Here is a 22,083-nt window from a genome sequence, read left to right as displayed (position 1 = left end):
TCGCACAACCCCCGACAAGAAAGCCCTCCCGGCGACGGGAGGGCTTTCTCGTTCAGATCAACTCAGGCGGCTAGCTCGCGACCAGCCCGCAAGCGCTTCTCGACGCGTCGAGCACGCACTGCGGCGATGGCCGACTTGAGGCCACGTCGCTGCGCAGGCTCGAGTTCGTCGAACATCCGCTCGCTACGCGTCTCGGGCGCGTCGTCGCGGGTGTCGCGCAGGAGGTTGTCCGGAAACGACAGCTTCGCGATCGTGCGCCATGTCTTGCCGTACTGCACCAGGAAGTTTCCCGTGGTGTACGGCAGGTCGTACTTGTCGCAGAGCTCCCGCACCCGGATGGAGATCTCGTGATAGCGGTTGCTGGGCAGATCCGGGAACAGGTGATGCTCGATCTGGTGGCACAGGTTGCCGCTCATGAACCGCAGCGCCGGACCGTTCTCGAAGTTGGCGCTGCCCAGCATCTGGCGCAGATACCACTGACCCTTGGTCTCGCCGACCATGTCGGTCTTCGTGAATTTCTCTGCGCCGTCAGGGAAGTGGCCGCAGAAGATCACGGCATTCGCCCACACGTTGCGGATGATGTTGGCCACCGCGTTGGCCTTGAGCGTCGACTTGTAGGTCGCCCCAGGCGACAACGATGTCAGCGCCGGATAGGCCACGTAGTCCTTGACCAGCTGGTGGCCGGCTTTGACGCCGAACTCGCGCACGCGCACGAGGGTGGCTGCACGGTCGTCGCGGCCCTTGAAGATCTTGCCCAGCTCGAGATGCTGCAGGCCGACGCCCCACTCGAACATCGTGGAGAGCAGCGTGTTGAAGAACAAGTTCAAGAGGTTGAACGGCTTCCACTTTGCGTCGCGCGTAACACGCAGCACGCCGTAGCCCACATCGTCGTCCATGCCAAGGATGTTGGTGTACTTGTGGTGCATGAAGTTGTGGGTGAAGCGCCAGTGCTTGGACGACCCGCTCATGTCCCACTCCCACGTCGAGGAGTGAATCTCGGGATCGTTCATCCAGTCCCACTGGCCGTGCATCACGTTGTGGCCGATCTCCATGTTCTCGATGATCTTGGCCACGCCCAGGGTCACGGTTCCCGCCCACCACGCCGAGCGGCGCGAGCCGGCGGCCAGCATGACCCGTCCGGCGACCTCCACGGCGCGCTGGGCCGCGATGGTGCGGCGGATGTAGCGCGCGTCGCGCTCACCGCGAGAGTCTTCGATGTCCTGGCGGATCGCGTCCAGCTCAATAGCCAGACCCTCGATGTCCGCATCCGTGAGATGCGCGAATTCGGGAACGTCAGTAATTGCCATTTTGAAGCCTCCTCTCAGTGCCTACGTTACCGTAACCTACGTACCCGTAGGTTACTGACCAGTAAACCTTATATGTCCAGTACGCAATCGCCCGAAGCTGCGGAAATACAGGTCTGAATCCGCGAACCGGCCTCATGTTCGGCACCCGAGCGCAGATCGCGGACGTGCCCACCGACCAGGCTCACGACACAGGATTGGCAGATGCCCATCCGGCAGCCGAACGGCATCCGCACGCCGGCGTCCTCGCCCGCGTCCATCAGCGGCGTCGCGGCGTCCACGGTGACGGTCTTACCGCTGCGCTTGAATTCCACGGTTCCGCCCTGCCCGTGCGCCGCCGCCTTCGAGACGGCGAAACGCTCCAGATGCAGGGACTCGGCGATCCCCGATGCCGACCACGCACGTTCGGCGGAATCCAACATGCCTGCGGGACCGCACGCCCACGTCTGACGCTCGCGCCAGTCGGGCACCTCGTCGTCGAGACGCGAAAGATCGAGGCGGCCGTGGGTGCGGGTGGAGCGCAGACTCAGCCGGTAGCCGTCATGATCCCGCGCGAACTCGGACAGTTCCGCGGCGAACATCACATCGGATTCCGTTGGCGCCGAATGTAAGTGGACGATGTCGGTGATCTGTTCGCGGCGCGCTAGTGTGCGCAGCATCGACATCACCGGAGTGATGCCCGAGCCAGCGGTGATGAACAACACCTTTGCCGGCGCGGGGTCGGGCATTACGAAGTTGCCCTGCGGCGCGGCCAGTCGCACGATCGTGCCGGGTGCCACCCCGCCGACAAGGTGAGTCGACAGGAACCCCTCGGGCATGGCCTTGACGGTGATCGTGATGGTGCGGTTGGACCCCGTTTTCACGGCCGATCCTGCCGTCACCGGGCTCGACGTCAGGGAGTATGAGCGCCACCGCCAGCGTCCGTCGACCAGCAGCCCGATGCCGATGTACTGGCCAGACTGGTAGTTGAACGAGAAGCCCCATCCGGGCTTGATGACCAGGGTCGCCGAGTCCTCGGTCTCGCGGCGCACCTCCACGACGCGGCCGCGGAGTTCCCGCGCGGACCACAACGGGTTGGCGAGCTTCAGGTAGTCGTCGGGCAGCAGCGGCGTGGTGATGCGCGCGGCGACGGTGCGCAGCGCGTGCCAGGCCGGATGCTTCTCGCCGACGACGCCCGCCCGCTGCGTGTCGGCGACGTTGGCCGAGATCTTCACTTGGTTCTTGGCCACGTAACCTACGGTACCGTAACTTACGGTCCCGAACTCGCTGGAGTTGCCGCCGTCACAGTAATTCGAGCAGGAACGGCAGCTCCTGCGGTGCATACCAGGCCAGGTCGTGGTCCTGGGCATCGCCGACCACGAATTCCGCGTCTTCGTCACCGAGGTCAGCCTCGTCGACGGCCTCGATCGCGGCCACCACGGCGGGTTCGGCGTCGGCGTTGTCGACATACGCGGCGATCACGTCGCCGAAGATGATCGGCCCGGACAGCCGCACCACCGCGTCATCGAGATCCGGGCGGGGGCTGACATCGCCGACCTCGGCCTCCACCACCGCGCGCCGCGCCGGCATGTTCGATCCCTCGTCGGCGGCAAGCAGCCGCAGCGACGCCAGCGCCGCCTCGCGCAGCGCCACATCGGCCAGCTCATCGTCGTCGCCCTCGGCGTAGGCCTCACGCAGCGTCGGCGTCACCGCGAACGCCGTCCCGCTTCGGGCATGCAGCATCTGGTCAGCGACGAGCTGCTGCAGCATCGCCAGGGTCGCAGGCACATACACACGCACGCGGGAAGGTTAACGCTCTTTTACCGCGGGATCCTTCTCCACGGCGATCACGAAGTCGTCACCGTGCTGGGTCACGCCCGTGACGACCGCGTTGTTGACGGCTTCGGACGCGTACTCGCGGCGCACCACCTTCGGGTCGTTGCGCAGATCCTTCACCAGGGCCACCGCCAAACCGACCATGACGAGCAGGAACGGCAGCGCCGCGATGATGGTGATGGTCTGGAGTCCCGTCAGCGCATCCTCCCCGCCGACGAGCAGCATCACAGCCGCCACCGCCCCCATCGCGACACCCCAGAAGATGACGGTGCCTCTGCCCGGTTTGATCGTTCCCCGTTCGGACAGCGAACCCATGACAATCGAGGCCGCGTCCGCGCCGGACACGAAGAAGATCGCGACCAGCACCATCACCAGAACGCTCGCGATCACCGCGATCGGGTAGTGGTCGAGCAGACCGAACAGCTGCGCTTCGATGCTGCCCTCGCCTGCGAGGTCGACACCTTCCTGTTGGCTCCTGATCGCTGCGCCGCCGAAAACTGCGAACCACACGAGCGAGACCAGGCTCGGCACCAGCAGCACACCCGCGACGAACTGGCGGATGGTGCGCCCGCGCGAGATCCGCGCGATGAACATGCCGACGAACGGCGTCCACGACACCCACCACGCCCAGTAGAAGATCGTCCACGACTGCAGCCAGGTGTTGACGTCGGCGCCCTCGGCGCCGGTGCGCGCGGACATCATCGCGATGTCGCCCAGATAGCTGGCGATCGCGGTCGGTATCAGGTTGAGAATGAAAACCGTTGGGCCGACGACGAAGACGAACAACGCGAGCACCAAAGCGAGCACCATGTTGATGTTCGACAGCCATTGGATGCCGCGGGCGATTCCTGAAACCGCGGACAACACGAAGGCCACCGTGAGCACCGTGATGATCACGATGAGGATCGTGTTGCCGGTCTCGCCGATGCCTGCCACGATCTGCAGCCCACTGCGAATCTGCAAGGCCCCCAACCCAAGTGATGCCGCAGATCCGAACAGGGTCGCGAAGATCGCGAGCATGTCAATGACCTTGCCCAGAGGACCGTTCGCGCGTGACCCCAGCAGCGGCTCGAACGCCGCGCTGATCAGTTGCAGGCGGCCTTTGCGGTACACGCCGTAGGCGATCGCCAGGCCGACGACCGCGTAGATGGCCCATGGATGCAAGGTCCAGTGGAACAGCGTGGTGGCCATCGCGTTCTGCACGGCCTCGGGATTGCCTGCGGCGCCGGTGCCCGGAGGCGGGGTGGCGAAATGCGTCAGGGGCTCGGCGACACCGAAGAACATCAGGCCGATACCCATGCCTGCGGAGAACATCATGGCGACCCAGGACACACCGTTGAATTCGGGTTCCTCGCCGTCGCGGCCAAGCGGGATCGTGCCGTAGCGACCAAGCGCGAGCCAGAGCACGAAGACCACGAATCCCGATCCGGTCAGGACGAACAGCCAACCGGTGTTGTCCATCACCCAGGTGAGCGCGCCGTCAGAGGCCGCGGCCAGCGACGGGGTGCTGACGAAGCCCCAGACCAGAAACCCGATGGCGATCGCGGCGGTGACGCCGAAGACGACCCAGTCCACTCCACGTGAGCGGGTGTACGCGGCTTCTTCGACGGGTAAATCCAGGACCGGATGTGGAATGACCTCGTCAGTGGGCGATGACAGTGCCCGCCCCGAGGAAGGCTGCGTTTTTCGGTTTTCGGCGCCAATAGTCACCGAGGGTCCATTCCCCCCGGCCGCGAATCTCAATCAAGATCAGGAAACCTGCTGTTTACTGCGCCGCCTCCAGCAGTTCATCGAGTGATTCGCGAAGCAGGCTCGGCAGCATGTCGACGTCGCTCATCGCGTCGCGATCGGCGTTGATGCCGAAGTAGAGCATGCCGTTGTAGGAGGTCACTCCGATGGCCAGGACCTGGTTGTTCAGCAGCGGTGGCACCGAATACGTCTCGAGCAGCTTGGTGCCCGCGACAAACATCTGCTTCTGCGCGCCAGGCACATTGGTGATCAACAGGTTGAACTGCCGCGCCGAGAAGTCCGTGGCGACGCGAATTCCCATGGCGTGCAACGTCGGCGGCGCAAATCCCGACAACGTGACGATGGTTCTCGCGTCCACCAGGCTGGCGGCGGTCGAATGGGATTCGGTCGCGTGCGCGATCTGAGACAGCCGGACCACCGCGTTGCCCTCGCCGACTGGGAGATCCACCAGGAACGGCGACACCTCGCTGATCGCCTGTCCCGGTCCCGTCGTGTCCAGGTCGGCGTCGGGATAGACCGACATCGGCGCCATGGCGCGCATCGTCGTCGTCGCCGTTACCGGCTCACCGCGGGAGAGCAGCCAGTTTCGCAGCGCACCGGCCACCACGGCAAGCACGACGTCGTTGACGTCACAGTCGTAGCGGGCCCGAACCAGCCGGTAGTCCTCCAGGCTGCCGCTGGCCACGGTGAATCGACGGTTACGTGACACCCTGGTGTTCAGCGGACTGCTGGGCGCCGTGCCGCGGGCGACGGTACGCACCACGTCGACGAAGCGGCGGCCGACATCGGCCAACTGGCCGGCGTTGGTGACGACACCGGTGACGGCCGAACGCACCTCTGAAAGTTGTTCCGCGGGACGGGTCACCCACTCACCCACGGCACCGAACAGCAGTCGGCGGTCGCTGGGCTCGCGCGCCGGAATCCAGATGTCCTCGCCGAACTCCGGACGCTTTTGCGTGCGGTCGGCGATCACATGCCCGATCTCCAACGCCGTCATGCCGTTGACCAGCGCCTGATGGGATTTCGTGTAGATCGCGATCCGGTTCTTGGCGAGCCCCTCGATCAGATACATCTCCCACAGCGGTCTCGACTTGTCCAGCGGACGGGAGCCCAGTCGTGCGATCAGTTCGTGCAGCTGACCGTCACTACCCGGAGAGGGCAGCGCCGACCGGCGGATGTGGTACGTGATGTCGAAGTCGGGGTCGTCGACCCACACCGGCCGGGCAAGGCCGAGCGTCACTTCGCGAACCTTCTGGCGGTAGCGCGGGATCTGTGGGAGCCGCTGTTCGACGGTCGCGAGAAGTGTTTCGTAACTCAGGCCGTTCCGCGGCTTGCGCAGGATCGACAAGGAGCCCACGTACATCGGCGTCGATGAGTTCTCCAAGTGGAAGAACGTCGCGTCGGAGGCCGACAACCTGGTCACCATTACCGCGAATCCCCCTCATTGACTACGCGGTTCTTTCGTGGCCGCGGTGGTCCTCCGGACCCAACGGTAGCGACAAATCCTGTCCGCGCGCATCACGGGTGCGTCGAACCCCCCTGCCACCGTGCGATCATGAACGGGTCTGCAACTCTCCGGCAGGCGCCGTCCATTCCGCGTCGACCGCCGGAGAATCGATGACCACATCCCGAACCCCCGCAGCGGGGACCCCATTGGTTTCCCCGGTCGTCGATTGCGAGCCACCACCGGTCGGCATGGCGGTGTGCCGGGCGACTCCGGTTCTGCGCCGCCGGGTCCCGCGACCGTCGACGCGCCATCGAGTGGGACCGCATGCGGTTGTCCGGGAGGCACAGCCTCCGCGTGCCGCCATCGCTTTCGCCGACGCCGCGTTGCGCATGGTGCTCGAAGTGATCGACCGGCGCAGGCCCGTCACCCAGGTGCGACCGCTGCTGGCACCGGCGCTGATCGATACGGTCATCGACCTGAGCCGGTCATCGCACGACGCAAGGACCAAGAGTGTGCGCACGGTCGCGAAGCTGCGCCGGATGCGACTGCGCATGGTCGACGGCGCCGAAGACTCGCAGGCCGAAGTGTTCGGTACCTACACCAGTGGGCCGCGCGTGCGTGCGCTCGCCGCGCGCATCGAGCTCAACGGAGACCGCTGGCGCATCGTCGCGCTGCAGCTGGGTTGAGCCCCCGAGACTCGCCGATAAGGTGAGGCGCGTGGACGGTTACACCATCAGCGTGGAACGGGTCATCGACGCGCCGGCCGAGCGGATTTTCGCGTTGATCGCCGACGCGCGAAAGCATTACACCTTCGACGGCTCCGGGACGGTGGACCGTTCGGTGGAGCCATCGCAGCCGCTGACACTGGGTTCCACGTTCGGCATGTCGATGCGGGGCCGTCCCGAAACGTTGTTCCTGCCGTACCGCACCACCAACACCGTCGTCGAGTTCGAAACCGACCGCCGCATCGCCTGGAAGACCACCATGGGACCGCTCGGACTGATCGGCGGCAGGATCTGGCGCTATGAACTCGAGCCCGTCGCATACGGCACGCTGGTCCGCGAGACGTGGGACCTCTCGGGCGACCGGCAACGGCCGATGCTCAAAATGGGCTCGACACCCAAACAAGCCGAGGACGGCATGCGCGCGACGCTGGAGCGCATCGCCGCGTTGATGACGCCCTAGCCGCGCCGTTTGGTTTCGCGAGCCTGCTGGCGCGCGGCCTCCCGCCGTTCCTTGCGGGTGCTGCCAGTATTCCGGCCGGCACCGCCGGCGCTGCCGCCGCCACTGCCGGTGCGCTTGACCTCCGTCGAACCGTCCTCGGACGGACCGCTGTAGGTCATCGGCGGCGGCTCGTTGTCAATTCCCTTGGCGCGCAAGCCTGCCGGTGATCCATTACCCGCTGGTGCCGGGCGTTCCTTGGTCGCGACCGCGCCCTCCTGGGCCTTGGCGGCCGCGGCCTGTGCGAACTCGGCGAGCCCCTGCGGCGTGGCGACCGGAGCGACCGTCGGTGCGGGTGTGGCTTCGACCGCCACGTTGAACAGGAAGCCGACCGACTCCTCCTTCATCCCCTCGAGCATGCCGATGAACATGTCGTAGCCCTCACGCTGGTACTCGACCAGCGGGTCGCGCTGCGCCATCGCCCGCAGCCCGATGCCCTCCTTGAGGTAGTCCATCTCGTAGAGGTGTTCGCGCCATTTGCGGTCGATCACGTTGAGCAGGACGTTGCGTTCGAGCTGGCGCATCGCCCCTTCGCCCGCGATCTCCTCGAGCTCCTTCTCCCGTGTCGCATAGGCCCGCTCCGCGTCGGCGAGCAGCGCCTGAAGCAGTTCTTCGCGGGTCAGCTCGCCGGGCTCGCCGACGGCGTCGGAGTCGATGAGGTCGTGGTGGTCGATGCCGACCGGGTAGAGCTGGCGCAGCGCAGTCCAGAGCTGTTCCAGATCCCAATCCTCGGAGTACCCGTCGGAGGTCGCTCCGTTCACATAGGCGGTGACAACGTCGACGAGCATCTTGTGAGCCTGGTCGGCGAGATTCTCGCCCTCCAGAATCCGGCGGCGCTCGTCGTAGATGACCATGCGCTGCTTGTTCATCACCTCGTCGTACTTGAGGACGTTCTTGCGGACCTCGAAGTTCTGCTGCTCGACCTGCGTCTGCGCGCTCTTGATCGCGCGGCTGACCATCTTCGCCTCGATCGGCACGTCGTCGGGCAGGTTCAGCCGGGTCAGCAGCGACTCCAGGGTGGCGCCGTTGAACCGCCGCATCAATTCGTCGCCAAGAGAGAGGTAGAACCGGGACTCGCCGGGGTCACCCTGGCGTCCGGATCGACCGCGGAGCTGGTTGTCGATGCGCCGGGACTCGTGCCGCTCGGTGCCGAGCACGTACAGCCCGCCGACCTCGATCACGTCCTTGGCTTCGCCGGCCGCTTCGGCCTTCACCTGGGGTAGGAGTTTGTGCCACGCCGTTTCGTAGTCCTCGGGTGTCTCCACCGGATCGAGGCCCTGGTCGCGCAGCCGTTTGTCGACCAGGAAGTCGACGTTGCCGCCGAGCACGATGTCGGTGCCGCGGCCGGCCATGTTGGTGGCCACCGTGATCGCGCTGAGGCGCCCGGCCTCGGCGATGATGTTGGCCTCCTGCTCGTGGTACTTGGCGTTCAGCACGTTGTGGGGGATGCGGCGCTTGGTGAACTGGCGCGACAGATATTCCGAGCGCTCCACGCTGGTGGTGCCGATCAGCACCGGCTGGCCCTTCTCGTACCGCTCGCTGACGTCGTCGACGACCGCGATGTACTTGGCCTCTTCGGTCTTGTAGATGAGGTCGGACTGGTCGGCGCGGACCATTGACTTGTTCGTCGGAATGCTGACCACACCGAGCTTGTAGATCTCGTGCAGCTCGGCGGCCTCGGTCTGGGCGGTGCCGGTCATCCCGGAGAGCTTGTCGTAGAGACGGAAGTAGTTCTGCAACGTGATGGTGGCCAGCGTCTGATTCTCGGCCTTGATCTCGACGTGCTCCTTGGCCTCGATGGCCTGGTGCATCCCCTCGTTGTAGCGCCGTCCCAGCAGCACGCGGCCGGTGAACTCATCGACGATGAGCACCTCGCCGTCGCGCACGATGTAGTCCTTGTCGCGCGTGAACAGCTCTTTGGCCTTGATGGAGTTGTTGAGGTAGCTGACCAGCGGCGAGTTGGCGGCCTCGTAGAGATTGTCGATGCCGAGCTGGTCCTCGACGAGTTCGACGCCGACCTCGTGCACACCGATGGTGCGCTTGCGGATGTCGACCTCGTAGTGGACGTCCTTCTCCATCAGCGGCGCCAGGCGGGCGAACTCGCTGTACCAGTTCGAGGCCCCGTCGGCGGGCCCCGAGATGATCAGCGGGGTGCGGGCCTCGTCGATGAGGATCGAGTCGACCTCGTCGACGACCGCGAAGTTGTGGCCGCGCTGGACCAGGTCGTCCAATGAGTGCGCCATGTTGTCGCGCAGGTAGTCGAAGCCGAACTCGTTGTTGGTGCCGTAGGTGATGTCAGCGCCATAGGCGACGCGGCGCTCGTCGGGCGTCAGACCGGACAGGATGACGCCGACTTCCAGGCCGAGGAAGCGGTGAACGCGTCCCATCCATTCGGCGTCACGTTTGGCGAGGTAGTCGTTGACGGTGACGACGTGCACGCCGTCGCCGGACAGCGCGTTGAGGTAGGCGGGCAGCACACAGGTCAGGGTCTTGCCCTCACCGGTCTTCATCTCGGCGACGTTGCCGAAGTGCAGGGCCGCGCCGCCCATCACCTGGACGTCGAAGTGCCTCTGGTCGAGCACCCGCCATGCGGCCTCACGGGCGACGGCGAACGCCTCGGGCAGCAGGTCGTCGAGACTTAACCCGTCGGCGATCCGCTTCTTGAATTCGTCCGTCTTCGCCCGCAGCTCGGCGTCGGAGAGCTTCTCCACGTCGTCGGACAGGGTGTTGACGTACTCAGCCACCCCCTTGAGGCGCTTGACCTGGCGGCCTTCGCCGAGACGGAGCAACTTATCCAGCACGCTATTCCTCAGGCTTTCCAATGGGGTTGAATCTGATAAAGCTCAACCCATGGTAGCGACGTGGCACCTAGCCCTGCGGGACCGCGTCAGGGCGCGCGAATCAGGCTTCCGGCTCGGAGAGCCTAATCAAGCCGTAGTCGTAGGCGTGACGGCGATACACCACACACGGCTTGTCGCTCTCCTTGTCGTGGAACAGGAAGAAGTCGTGGCCGACGAGCTCCATCTGCGACAGCGCGTCATCGGTGGTCATCGGGGTCGCCGGATGCTCCTTGGTGCGCACGATCCGGCCGGGTTCGTGGTCGTCCAACATCGCGCCGTCGGCCTGCATTGATTCCGTGGACCCGTTGAGTGTTTCGGGCAGCGGGCCGATCGCGGTGGCCTCGGCCAGCGAAACAGGGGTCTTGTCGCCGTAGTGGATCTTGCGGCGATCCTTGCTGCGGCGGAGTCGGTTCTCGAGCTTGCACACCGCGGACTCCAGGGCGGCGTAGAAGCTGTCGGCGCAGGCTTCGCCCCGGACGACCGGCCCGCGGCCGCGAGCGGTGATTTCGACGTGCTGGCAGTTTTTGCGCTGGCGTCGGTTGCGTTCGTGGTCCAGCTCGACGTCGAAGAGGTAGATGGTGCGGTCGAGGCGTTCGAGGCGAGCCAGTTTGTCTGAGACGTAGACGCGGAAGTGCTCGGGAATCTCGACGTTGCGGCCTTTGACGACGATGTCGGCTCGCAGTTCGGCTTCGGGCGTCTCGTCTTCGATCAGCGTCGCTTGGTCGGAGTCAATGGAATGGGTTGACATGCTTGGCAACTCGTTTCTCTCTCGCGTCCGCACGCGTTCGCGTGCCCGGCTGGCTCTGGATACGCGCCGAGGGGCTCTGCATGTCTAATGCCTTTGTCGCGGCCCGCCGGCGCAAGGTGTCGTTTACTCACCTCCTACCGCTTGTGGGCGATGCTGGCGCTGTGTGGCTATTGCGCCGCCGTGAGGCATTCACGGGTGGTTGATGCCGACGGTAGTCCGTGTTCACCCGGTCGTGCCACAAAATCCACCCAATTTTCGGGACCCGTTTTCAGTTCTTCACATCATCTTGATGCCCGGGTAATTACCAACGACGTCACTTATCGCGGTCAGGCGTTGGCGAGAGCTAGCACGGCGGTCACGGTTGCCCCCGCTGATTGCAGGACGCGCACGGCTTCGCACACGGTGGCGCCGGTGGTCACGACGTCATCGACAACCATCACCTCGCCGGCCACCCCGGCCACGGAACGCATCACCTTCACCCGGCCTGCGATATTGCGCTGACGGTCGGCGCTGGACAGGCCCACCGAGTCGGCGACCATGGCCCGGGTGCGCAGCGCCTGCACCACGTTGATCTCGCGACGTCCCGCGACGGCGGCCACCGCGACACGCATTACCGGGTCTCCCCCGCGGCGCCTGGCCGCCCATCGGCGCGTCGGCGCAGGCACCACCGTCGTCGGCGTATCGACGACGCCCCAGGTCAGCAGCCGGGCCAGACCTGCGCGCAGCGCACCGGCGAGCGGTTCCACGAGGTCGGCGCGGCCGTGCTCCTTGACGGCGACGATCGCTTCGCGCCGCGCGCCCGCGTATCGACCGAGCGAGAAGACGGGCACGCCGGGCTCGACGCGGGGGCTGATCAGGTGCGGCTCGTCCGGTTTGACGGCCAGGTCGCTAGCGCAGGCGTCGCACCATCGCGTTGAGCGCGCACCGCAGCCGCCGCACTCCAGCGGAAGGACCAGATCCAGCACATCCGCAGTCTCGCGGACCGGGCTGACATCTCATCCGCGATTTTTGCGCCACCGGCGCGCACCGGGGGTACTCCACCCGGCATGCAGGACAAACGTGAATCGGTCATCGTCAACTGCCTCGTCGAGGCGTTCTCCGATCTGATGGAGGCAGATCCCGACGCATTCCGGACCAAGTTCCGCAAGATGGCCGCCGAACCGTTCGCTTTTTATCGGGGCAGCGCATGCGTGTTCTACGGCGACGTCGCGGAGCGGGAGGACAGGTGGGCGGATGAGCGGACCTCGCGCGTCTGGATCCAGGGCGACCTGCACGCCGAGAACTTCGGCACCTACATGGACGGCGCCGGGGTCCTCATCTTCGACGTCAACGACTTCGACGAGGCGTTCGTCGGCCATTTCACCTGGGATCTGCAACGGTTCGCGGCCAGCATCGCGTTGATGTGCTGGCAGAAGGCGCTGTCCGACGAGGTGATCCGCGACCTCATCACCACGTTCGTCCGGTCCTATCTCGAGCAGGTGCGGTGGTTCCGCCAGACGGAGGATGATTCGACCTTCTCGCTGAACCTCGACACCGCCCGTGGCGCGGTGCTGTCCGCGTTGCAGGACGCCCGGCTGTCCACCCGCCACGCGATGCTCGATCGGACGACCGGCGTCGATCAGTCAGACCGCCGGTTCCGTGAGGCCAGCGGCGTCCGGCGGCTCGACGACGCCGAATACGAGAAGGTGAATGCCGCGTTCGAGGCCTATCAGGAGACCATCCCGCAGTCGAAGAGGTTCCGCGAGGTCGCCTACGACGTCAAGGACATCGTCGGCAGGACCGGATTCGGTATCGGCAGTGCGGGGCTGCCGAGCTACAACGTGCTGATCGAAGGGTTCAACCAGGCTCTCGACAACGACATCGTGCTGTCGATGAAGCAGGGCAACGTCGCCGCGCCGAGCCGTGTGGTCGACGACGAGGCGGTGCACAAGTACTTCAAGCACCACGGGCATCGCACGGCGGTGTCGCAGCGCGCGCTGCAGGCGCACGCCGATCCGCTGCTCGGCTACACGGAGATCGACGGGGTCGGTTACGTCGTCGCCGAACTGTCACCGTACGAGTCGGATCTGGACTGGAGCGAGCTGACCGAACCCGACGAACTGACCGAGGTGATCGACCAGCTCGGTCGCGCCGTCGCGAAGGTGCACTGCGTGGGCGACGCCGACAGCGACCAGGAGCTCGTCTCGTTCCAGACCGAGGACGCGATCGACGAGGTGATCGGGGAACGCACAGACGATTTCGTCGACGACATGGTCGACTTCGGCCTCGAGTACGCCGCCGTCGTACGAGACGACCATCGCCACTTCGTCGAAGCGTTCCGCGAAGGCCGCATCCCCGGCGTCAGCTCTTCGTGAATTGGCCGAGTGTCCAGTTATGTGACATCTTTCGCGAATTCGCGTGCCATAACTGGACACTCGGCGGCTGGGCAGCTCAGCCGCTGACGATCGAATCCCCTTCCACCGCGACGGCGACCGACTCCAGCGGCTTGGTGGCCGGGCCGTGCGCCACCGAACCGTCCAGGTTGAACTTGCTGCCGTGGCAGGGGCAGTTGATGGTTCCATCGACTACCTCGTTGAGCGTGCATCCGGCGTGCGTGCACTTCGACGAGAAGCCCTTGAAATCGCCCGCGGCCGCCTGGGTGACAACGACGTCGCCGGCGATGACACCCGATCCGACAGGCACATCCGAGGTCTTCGTGATGACGTTGGCCGGTTGGGGAGCTGTCCCGCCCGTCGTCGCCGGGGCCTTCGTCGTCGTGGCGGTGTCGCCGGACGCCTCCGGCTTCTTGCCGTAGTTCGAACAGGCGGCAAGCACCGAGACGACCAGCCCGAGTCCGGCGCCGATCAGGACCTTTTGCCGGGGAATGCGCACATCTGTCAATGACATTGAAAGCCTTTCGCTAGAGCGTGATTCCGCTGGTCTGGAAGAACCACAGGGCTGAGGTCAACCAGACGTAGACAAGGCCGAAGAACAGCAACCCACCCGCGATCGGAATCACCCATGCGCGAAGGCCTTTTCGGGTCAACAGCATCATCTTCGCAACAAATACGCCGTAAAAGAAGCAACCGAACAGCGAGTGGAACAAAACTCTGCTGTCTGTCTCCTGGAATCCCAGCGCGTAGAGACAGTGGACAGCGACAGGAACGCTGACCAGTACCGCCAGCCGTCCCGACCACACATGCGCGGTCGCCATCCACGCGGGAGCCCTGCCGCCCGGAATCAGCCGATACATCGCGAAGGCCGACACCATCTGGAACAACGCCAGCAGCACCGCGACGGTCGCAAGCCACGACTTCACCGCCGTACCGCTGGAGAAGCCCGCGATGCTCACCGAAAAGAATTGAGGCTGATGCACTTTGCCGAACACGCCGAGTCCGACCGCGACAAGCGCACCGACGAGGACCGCCACCAGCACTCCAGCGTCTCCGCGCGACACGCTGATCCGTTCGGTTGCCACGGACTCAGACATCGCTGTCACCTTGCACCCGTGTCGCGGTGACGGTGCGCCCGTCGATGACTGCGCTGCGGTCGGCGTCCAGAGCCGGGGCGGGCACCGTCGTTCCGTCGTACTGCCTCAGCACGCCGGTCGCCTTACCGGATGAGTCGACGATCCAGCTGCTGCGGCTGGTGCCCTGCTCGTACACGTACAGCCCGGCGGGTGGCCGCACGACCCCCGCGGTGAAGTCCCACTTCTTCTCGCCGATCCACAGGGTTCCCACGACCACGGTGCCGTCGAGGCGACCCTCGAGTCGGCTGGTCCGGTCCTTGCTCGCGAGACTCACCGCGCCGTTGACCGCTGATCCGCGCAGCCACGACTCGATCGAGTTCCCGTCGCAGGCGTAGGCCACGGCTTTGTCGCCGTCGACGGCGATATCCAAGGTGATGACGCCGGTAGCCGTCGGGATCTTGCCGACGTAGTCGGCCTTGGCCGGAAATGCCGGCGCGGGTGGCGTCGTCGGTGCAGGTGAAGCAGCCGCGGGAGCCGGCGCGGCCACCGGCTGACCGGGGATCACGGGGTCTGGCTCCTGGGAAATGTTGACGGTCAAAATGCCTACGCCCAGTGCCGCCACCGCGGCGAGGGTGATCAGTGGACCGCGAACCTTCATCGTCGTCTCTCCTTGGCTGACGTCCAACGCTTCTAGCGTCGGTTCGTCTGCACAACGGGAGTCGACGGCGGTTGGTTCAGCCCAATTTCGAGGACGTTGGCCTCAGCCCGGCAACACCGGCAGCGCCCCAGGGACCATCAGCGCGCGAACCTCCGACCACACCGGGTCGTTGTCACCTGAGCCCGTGAGTTGCAGCACGCCGCGAGCGTCGGCGACGTAGACCGTCGACGGGTTGGCCGCCACGGTGGTGACGGGCATCAGCAGATTCCGGCTCGGTCCATCGGAGTTGACGCCGTCGAGATTGACGTAGGACACCGGATTCTGCGCATCGGTGCGACTCACGACGATGTCGTCGCCGGTGCGCCACGACAACGAGACGACCGTGTTGCCCAGCCCGAAGCCCAGACGTCGCGGATACGTCAGCGCGTATCCGCCGCCGGGGGTCTGCTCCACCCCGGCCAGAATCACCTGGCCGTCGATGACCATCGCGGCGCGGGTTCCGTCCCGGGACAGCTGCAGCTCACGGATCGCGCCGGGAAACCTCGACGACACCGGCGTCGAGTCGACCGGTATGCGCGCCGGTTGTCCGGACGCATCCTGGATGACGCGCACCACGTTGTTGCCGTCGACCACCACCCACACGGCCTCGTCGAGAGACCAGCTCGGGCGAGTCAGGTTGCGTCCATCAAGCGCCTGGGATGCGGTAGCACCGAGTGGACCGAGCCACAGCGAGGACGCCATATCGGGTGCGCCCGGCCGCAATGTCACGATCGACGCCACGTTCTGGCCGGTGCGCGATATCGCCGCCGCCGTTTGATCGGGCATCTGCCCGAACGCCCCCGGGACGCGTGGCGCGCGCGGGCCGTCAAGGAACACGAGCGATCCACCCACCAATGCATGCAGGCCCGCAGCCGCCCCAGGGAACGCTCCCGGATCGGTGGCCGCCACATCGGAGGTCTCCCATCCGTCGGCGAACCGGTCGTCGAGCGCGGCGCCGTCGGCGGTGATCACATAAGGACCGTTGATGCCTGCGCGCGACAATGTCCAAATGAGCTGCGCCGCAAGCAGTTGGCGACTGTGCGGATCGGTGGTCGACAGGTTGTCCAGGTCGATCCGCGCGCCGCCGTAACCCCGGCCGACGCCCGTCTTCCCGCCGTCGGCGCGGGTCACCGGTCCACGCAGTTTCAGCGGCGGCCCCAGCAGGTTGCGCACGCTGTTGGCCATCTCGGGGCGCGGCCCGGCGATCAGCTTGCTGACCAGTTCGGTGGCCAGCTGGTCGGGGTCGGAGACCGCGACGTAACGCGGATCGGGCACCACGGTGGTGCCGGTCGGATCGGCGAAATACAGGGTGTTGCGTTTGTAGGTCGACTGAAACTGTTGCCAGTCAAGGAAAACCCCGTTGGGCAGCTTGTCGATACGCCAGCCGTCGGGAGTTTTGACCAGTTCGATGGGCCCCGGATCGGGCAGTGCACCCTCGCCCGTCTCGAAGACACCCAGGTCCGACAGCGACCCCAGAATGTCGGAGCGCATGTGCACGGTGACCCGATCCACGCCGCGGGTTTCGACGAACACGACGTTGTCGATCAGTAGCGCGCTGCCGGCGTCATCCCATGCGCTCGAACCAGATTCGGTGAGGAACTGCCGCGCCGCCAGATGCCGGTTGGCCGGATCGGCGGTGGCCTTGAGGAACTCCCGCAACAGGACGTCGGGATCCATGCCGGGGGTGGGCTTGGGCAGGCTCGGCGGCGCGGGCCGATCGACGGTGCCGATCGCCTGCGGCGATGAGGAACTCGGCACGCCGGCGCAACCGACAAGTGCGAACATCAGCAGCCACAGCGCTGCCAGAACCCGCTTCACGCATTCTCCGATTCACGTGTACGGCGCGGGGCGCGTTCAGGACCAACGGGTTTGAGCGGCAGAGGGCTGGTCGTGACCTTGTGTCCGCGCACCAGCGGCAAGGTGAGCCGGAAGCAGGCGCCCTTCCCGGGCTCACCCCACGCCTCGAGTCGGCCCTGGTGCAGGCGCGCATCCTCGATGCTGATGGCCAAGCCCAGTCCGGTGCCGCCGGATTGGCGCACCCGCGACGGGTCCGAGCGCCAGAACCTGCTGAACACCAGCTTCTCCTCGCCCGGCCGCAACCCGACGCCGTAGTCGCGCACCGTGACTGCCACGGTGTCTTCGTCCACGCCCATCCGGATGCGCACCGGCTTGTGTTCCGCGTGGTCGATGGCGTTGGCGATCAGGTTGCGCAGGATGCGTTCGACGCGGCGCGGGTCGACCTCGGCGATGACGTCCTCGGCCGGCATGTCGACGATCAGCTCGATGTCGGCGTCGGCGGCCAGATGCCCGACGTTGTCGAGCGCGCTCTGCACCGTCGCGCGCAGATCCACCGCCTCGACGGACAATTCGGCGACGCCGGCGTCGTGGCGCGAGATTTCGAGCAGATCATTGAGCAGAGTCTCGAAGCGGTCGAGCTCGCTGACCATCAGCTCGGTCGAGCGGCGTAGTGCCGGGTCGAGTTCCTCGCTGTGGTCGTAGATCAGGTCGGCGGCCATGCGGACCGTCGTCAGCGGGGTGCGGAGTTCGTGGCTGACGTCGGAGGTGAACCGGCGCTGCAGATTGCCGAACTCCTCGAGCTGGGTGATCTGGCGGTGCAGGCTTTCTGCCATGTCGTTGAACGACACTGCGAGCCGGGCCATATCGTCCTCGCCGCGCACCGGCATCCGCTCGGTCAGATGTCCTTCGGCGAACCGCTCGGCGATCCGTGAGGCCGATCGCACCGGCAGCACGATCTGGCGCGCCACCACGAGGGCGATCGCCGCCAGCAGACCCAGCAGCACGACGGCGCCGGTGGCCATCGTGCCGCGCACCAGCGAGATGGTGGACTCCTCGTTGTTCAGCGGGAAGATCAGATACAGCTCCAGATTCGTCACCGGCGACGAGGTGGGACTGCCGATGATCAACGCCGGGCCCGAGAAGCCTTCGGTGTGCACGGTCGCGTACTGGTAGCTGACCTGGCCGGCCTTGACGAACTCGCGAAGGGCGTTGGGAATCTGTTGCACCGGACCTGCCGCGGTCGCGGCGCGCGGTCCGTCGCCGGGCACCACGAGCACCGCGTCGAAGGCGCCGGCCAGACCGGGACCCGCATCGGCGGTGCGATCGATCAATGTGTTGCGGGCCAACTGCAGGCTGCTGTCCAGCGAGCGCGTCTCCTCACCGCCGACGATGCCGCTGACGGTGCTGCGGGCTCGGTCGATCTCCTCGGTGGCCGCGCGCACCTTCACCTGGAGGATCCGGTCGGTGATCTGACTGGTGAGCACGAAGCCGAGTGCCAGGATGACGGCCAGCGACAAGCCGATCGTCAAGGTGACGACGCGTAACTGCAGAGAACGTTTCCACGCGAGGCCCACCGCGCGGCTCAACGCACCCAATCCGCGTAACAGTGGAGCGGAACGCCGATGAATGCGCCGCCTCGAACTCCAGATCACGGCGACCGCCGAGCGGCCAAGACGACGGCGACCGCCGAGCGGTCACAGGTCACGGCCACGGCCGAGCCGTGCATGTCACGGAGGTCCGGCCTTGTATCCCACTCCTCGAACAGTCAGCACCACCTGCGGGTTCTCCGGGTCCTTCTCGACCTTGGCCCGCAAACGCTGGACATGCACGTTCACCAAACGGGTGTCGGCCGGGTGACGGTATCCCCACACCTGTTCGAGCAGCACATCACGAGTAAACACCTGCCGCGGTTTGCGCGCCAACGCCACCAAAAGGTCGAACTCGAGCGGCGTCAGGGAAATCTGCTCTCCCATTCGCGTGACCTTGTGGGCCGGTACGTCGATGTCGACATCGGCGATCGACAGCATCTCGGCGGGCTCGTCCTCGTTGCGGCGAAGGCGAGCGCGTACCCGGGCGATGAGCTCCTTGGGTTTGAACGGCTTCATCACGTAGTCGTCGGCGCCGGACTCGAGCCCGAGCACCACGTCCACGGTGTCGGTCTTGGCCGTCAGCATGACGATCGGCACCCCGGAGTCCGCGCGCAGCACGCGGCACACGTCGATGCCGTTCATCCCGGGCAACATCAGGTCCAGCAGCACCAGATCAGGCCGCAGTTCGCGGACCGCGGTCAGCGCTTGAGTGCCGTCACCGATGACCGCGGTGTCGAAACCCTCCCCGCGAAGCACGATGGTGAGCATCTCGGCGAGCGAAGGGTCGTCATCGACAACCAGAATCCTTTGCCTCATGGAGTCCATGGTGTCACCAGATCGCGATAAACCCTGGCTACCACACGGGCGTTTTGCGTGTTGACCCGGCTTGGCGGCTCATCTGGCGCGCCCTCGAGGCCGATACACATGCAGAAGCCGCGGCGCGTCGAGATCGCGCCGCGGCTTCCTCACATCGATCAGGCGGCCTCCAGGGTGATGACCATGTCGTGGCCGCTGGTCATCCACGCGGCCTCGAAGACCTCGATCGGGACCTGCTCGTCGGCGCCGTCCCCGGTGCCGCTGTCGTTGAGGTGCACGATGCCGGCTTCGGTGTCGATGCCGGTGACCACCAGATCGTGATCGGCATTCGTGCGGTCGCCCTCTTCGTTCCAGATGATCTCGGCGTTGACCCCGGCGATGACCTTGTGGCCGTCGGCGATCGCATCCTCGAGTGCCGTCATACCGGTCGGGACTCCGATCTGGGCTGCGACGTCGTCGTCGGTGTACACCGCATGAATGCCGTAGTGCGACAGCAGGATCGGCAGATCCCGCGAATCGGTACCGTTGCCCGCATCCGGGTTGTCGGCGGGCGCCGGAAGGTAGATCGGGCCGTCGTGGTGAGCGCTGCGCGTGGCTCCTGCCAGGTCGACGATCTCCTGTTCGCTGGGCTGGTTGCCGGTCAGCTGCCCCACCACGTCGGCCGTGGCCATCAACGAGCAGTCATCGAGGCTCTGCTGGACCCAGTACGAGCTGGCGGTGTCGGGGTCGCCGTAGAGGACGCCCTGGGTGTCGGCGGCATTGGCGATCCCGCCGGCCAGCCCGACGGCGGCGGCGCCGATCAGGACGGCGGCGGTGACGGAGCGGATGTTGATCGTGAAGCTCTTCATGGGGTGTCCTTTTTCTCGGGGCGCCTGTCGCGCCGGTTGAGAAAAGGATCGAGCCAGCCACTGCTCAGATTCTTGAAGGATTCTTAACCCCGTTGAGCAGGGTCGTCAGGTGGTGGAGACCCACCAGTCATACAGCGCCTTGATGTCGTTGCCCTGCGCGGCGCCCAGCATCAGATCCGAGGTTTTGGTCCAGACGAGGTCGGCCCTGCCGTTGAGGGTGCCGCACGCAAGCGAGCCCTCCGCCTGATCAGGCGAGTTGTTGTAGTCCCAGTCGGCCGGGGAGCTCTCGCTTCCCGGGCACGCTTCGAGCTCGTCGTTGGCGATCGCCCCGTCGAAGTCCTCCTGCAGCCGGTCCGCATCGCTGTAGAGCGCATAGAGCGCACCCTCGTGACCGTCACCGCTCGCAGTCGGCTTGCAGTCCACCGCCGCAATGGCGTTGTCCCAATCCTTGTTGGGCTTGCAGGAGTCCGGGTCGGGTACCAGCGCCATCAGCTGCCGCTCAGCGGGGGTGAGATTGCTGGCCGTGCTGACCGGGTTCGGCGGCTCGTCGGGCACGGTGCGGGTGATAGTCAGCGTCGAAGACGTAGGAGACGCACCACCCTGTGGGCGCGCGACCAGCCACGCGACGCTGGCCGCGACGGCGATCACCACCAGGGCGCCCGCGCCGACGGCGATCAACGTCCGGTGATCACGTTTGCGTGGCTTCCTGTCCTCCCGAACCGCCGACGTCGGGGCATCCGGTGCAACCGCGCTCACCGGCATCGTCGCTTGCTGGGCTGGATGCGAGGAGTTCAGTACGTCGATCATCGGGTTGGAATCACCACCGCCCAGCACTGCCGCCGCGGCGCGGGCGAACTCTCCGGCAGTGTCGTAGCGGTCGGCGGCGTCCTTGGCCATCCCTTTCGCGACGATCGCGTCGAACGCGGGCGGTATATCGGGCCGCAACTCGCTCGGCCGCGGTGGCGGCTCGATCAGGTGCGCGGTGATCAGCATGCTGATGCTCTCGGCTGCAAACGGCTGCGAACCCGTGAGGCACTGGTGCAGCACGCACGCCAGCGCGTAGATGTCGGCCTTCTCGGTGACCGGTTTGGAGCTGAAACGCTCCGGCGCCATATAGGCGTATGTGCCTATGGCGGTGCCCTTTTCGGTGAGCGTGTGGTCGGTGACGGCGTTGGCGATGCCGAAGTCGACGAGGTAGGCGAAATCGTCGGCGGTGATCAGGATGTTCTCGGGCTTGACGTCGCGGTGCGTGATTCCTGCGGCGTGTGCGGCGTCGAGTGCGGCTGCCACCTGGCGGACGATCCAGACCGCCCGCGAGGGCGCCATCGCACCGTCCTGGACCAGCACGCTGCGCAGATCAGTTCCGTCGATCAGTCGCATGTCGACGTAGAGCACTCCGTCGATCTCGCCGTAGTCGTGGATGGGCACCACGTGCGGCTCCTGGAGCTGGCCAGCGGCGCGCGCCTCACGTTGCAGCCGTTCCCGGAAAATGGGGTCGTGCGAAAGGGAGTCGGGCAGCAGCTTGAGCGCGACGATGCGGCCCTTGACGGTGTCCTCGGCCTCGTAGACCTCACCCATGCCACCGCGGCCGATCAGGCTGTTGAGGTGATAGGGGCCTAACCGGGAGCCCACACGCGAGTTGTGCGGGGAATCGTTCATCGCCGCCTTTCCTCGCACGCGGCCCGGTCCCGCCAGGCCAGGTGTCCCCACTCAGCTATCCGAGCACCGTACTACTTCAGCAACTCATTCGGCGCGATCACGGCG

At 65.9% G+C, this 22,083-nt stretch carries 19 protein-coding genes; 3 read left to right on the top strand and 16 right to left on the bottom strand.

Annotated elements, in window-relative coordinates; genetic code table 11:
- Positions 1-62 precede the first annotated feature (62 nt).
- The 5 genes from AB4Z42_RS05000 to AB4Z42_RS04980 all read right to left on the bottom strand — a co-directional run bounded on the left by AB4Z42_RS05000 (position 63) and on the right by AB4Z42_RS04980 (position 6,294).
- On the bottom strand, positions 63-1,307 hold the full coding sequence (locus AB4Z42_RS05000; RefSeq protein ID WP_442007979.1) for a fatty acid desaturase family protein: 1,245 nt from the start codon (positions 1,305-1,307) through the stop codon (positions 63-65).
- 68 nt (positions 1,308-1,375) lie between these two features.
- Positions 1,376-2,533: a ferredoxin reductase gene (locus tag AB4Z42_RS04995; protein WP_442007978.1), complete on the bottom strand. Its 1,158-nt coding sequence runs from the start codon at positions 2,531-2,533 to the stop codon at positions 1,376-1,378.
- 52 nt (positions 2,534-2,585) lie between these two features.
- A complete protein-coding gene (locus AB4Z42_RS04990; protein WP_442007977.1) occupies positions 2,586-3,083 on the bottom strand; it encodes a DUF6912 family protein in 498 nt (165 codons plus the stop codon).
- A gap of 9 nt (positions 3,084-3,092) precedes the next feature.
- A complete protein-coding gene (locus tag AB4Z42_RS04985; RefSeq protein ID WP_442007976.1) occupies positions 3,093-4,829 on the bottom strand; it encodes a BCCT family transporter in 1,737 nt (578 codons plus the stop codon).
- A gap of 55 nt (positions 4,830-4,884) precedes the next feature.
- Positions 4,885-6,294, bottom strand: a complete 1,410-nt coding sequence (locus tag AB4Z42_RS04980) for a WS/DGAT/MGAT family O-acyltransferase (protein WP_442007975.1) — start codon at positions 6,292-6,294, stop codon at positions 4,885-4,887.
- A 191-nt stretch (positions 6,295-6,485) separates the two neighbouring features.
- Here AB4Z42_RS04980 and AB4Z42_RS04975 point away from each other — a divergent pair, with 191 nt between their 5' ends.
- Entirely contained in the window at positions 6,486-7,001 is a 516-nt protein-coding gene (locus tag AB4Z42_RS04975; protein WP_442007974.1) for an Rv3235 family protein, read from the top strand.
- A gap of 31 nt (positions 7,002-7,032) precedes the next feature.
- A complete protein-coding gene (locus AB4Z42_RS04970) occupies positions 7,033-7,500 on the top strand; it encodes an SRPBCC family protein (RefSeq protein WP_442007973.1) in 468 nt (155 codons plus the stop codon).
- On the opposite strand, the gene secA is transcribed toward AB4Z42_RS04970, so the two are convergent.
- The 3 genes from secA to AB4Z42_RS04955 all read right to left on the bottom strand — a co-directional run bounded on the left by secA (position 7,497) and on the right by AB4Z42_RS04955 (position 12,089).
- Positions 7,497-10,337 (bottom strand): preprotein translocase subunit SecA, encoded by a 2,841-nt coding sequence (gene secA, locus AB4Z42_RS04965; protein ID WP_442007972.1) that lies wholly within the window; start codon positions 10,335-10,337, stop codon positions 7,497-7,499. The two genes, AB4Z42_RS04970 and secA, sit on opposite strands and share 4 nt — an antisense overlap.
- A gap of 100 nt (positions 10,338-10,437) precedes the next feature.
- Positions 10,438-11,124 (bottom strand): ribosome hibernation-promoting factor, HPF/YfiA family, encoded by a 687-nt coding sequence (gene hpf, locus AB4Z42_RS04960; RefSeq protein ID WP_442007971.1) that lies wholly within the window; start codon positions 11,122-11,124, stop codon positions 10,438-10,440.
- Positions 11,125-11,450: 326 nt separating this feature from the next.
- Positions 11,451-12,089, bottom strand: a complete 639-nt coding sequence (locus AB4Z42_RS04955; RefSeq protein ID WP_442007970.1) for a ComF family protein — start codon at positions 12,087-12,089, stop codon at positions 11,451-11,453.
- 81 nt (positions 12,090-12,170) lie between these two features.
- Here AB4Z42_RS04955 and AB4Z42_RS04950 point away from each other — a divergent pair, with 81 nt between their 5' ends.
- Positions 12,171-13,478, top strand: coding sequence for a DUF2252 domain-containing protein (locus tag AB4Z42_RS04950; RefSeq protein WP_442007969.1), 1,308 nt, complete (start codon positions 12,171-12,173; stop codon positions 13,476-13,478).
- Between the two features lie 76 nt (positions 13,479-13,554).
- Here the strand turns inward: AB4Z42_RS04950 and AB4Z42_RS04945 are convergent, their stop codons facing one another.
- The 8 genes from AB4Z42_RS04945 to AB4Z42_RS04910 form a co-directional block, all read right to left on the bottom strand.
- A complete protein-coding gene (locus AB4Z42_RS04945; protein ID WP_442007968.1) occupies positions 13,555-14,010 on the bottom strand; it encodes a Rieske (2Fe-2S) protein in 456 nt (151 codons plus the stop codon).
- A 13-nt stretch (positions 14,011-14,023) separates the two neighbouring features.
- Complete coding sequence (locus AB4Z42_RS04940; protein WP_442007967.1) at positions 14,024-14,593, bottom strand: DUF6529 family protein; 570 nt, start codon at positions 14,591-14,593, stop codon at positions 14,024-14,026.
- Positions 14,586-15,230, bottom strand: coding sequence for a hypothetical protein (locus tag AB4Z42_RS04935; protein ID WP_442007966.1), 645 nt, complete (start codon positions 15,228-15,230; stop codon positions 14,586-14,588). The genes AB4Z42_RS04940 and AB4Z42_RS04935 overlap by 8 nt, the downstream gene beginning before the upstream one ends.
- A 102-nt stretch (positions 15,231-15,332) precedes the next feature.
- Entirely contained in the window at positions 15,333-17,075 is a 1,743-nt protein-coding gene (lpqB, locus tag AB4Z42_RS04930; protein ID WP_442008121.1) for an MtrAB system accessory lipoprotein LpqB, read from the bottom strand.
- A gap of 8 nt (positions 17,076-17,083) precedes the next feature.
- Positions 17,084-18,718 carry an MtrAB system histidine kinase MtrB gene (gene mtrB / locus AB4Z42_RS04925; RefSeq protein ID WP_442007965.1) on the bottom strand — a complete coding sequence of 545 codons (1,635 nt, stop codon included), beginning with the start codon at positions 18,716-18,718 and terminating at the stop codon, positions 17,084-17,086.
- 75 nt (positions 18,719-18,793) lie between these two features.
- Positions 18,794-19,480, bottom strand: a complete 687-nt coding sequence (gene mtrA / locus AB4Z42_RS04920; protein WP_442007964.1) for a two-component system response regulator MtrA — start codon at positions 19,478-19,480, stop codon at positions 18,794-18,796.
- A gap of 149 nt (positions 19,481-19,629) precedes the next feature.
- The gene (locus AB4Z42_RS04915; RefSeq protein WP_442007963.1) at positions 19,630-20,319 is read right to left on the bottom strand and encodes a hypothetical protein; all 690 of its coding nucleotides are present in this window, start codon (positions 20,317-20,319) and stop codon (positions 19,630-19,632) included.
- A 105-nt stretch (positions 20,320-20,424) separates the two neighbouring features.
- Entirely contained in the window at positions 20,425-21,978 is a 1,554-nt protein-coding gene (locus tag AB4Z42_RS04910; RefSeq protein WP_442007962.1) for a serine/threonine-protein kinase, read from the bottom strand.
- Positions 21,979-22,083 lie beyond the last annotated feature (105 nt).

Source organism: Mycobacterium sp. 2YAF39 (assembly GCF_052114565.1).
GTDB lineage: Bacteria > Actinomycetota > Actinomycetes > Mycobacteriales > Mycobacteriaceae > Mycobacterium.
The sequence above is the reverse complement of the archived record's forward strand: the minus strand, read 5'-3'. Positions and strand labels throughout refer to the sequence as shown.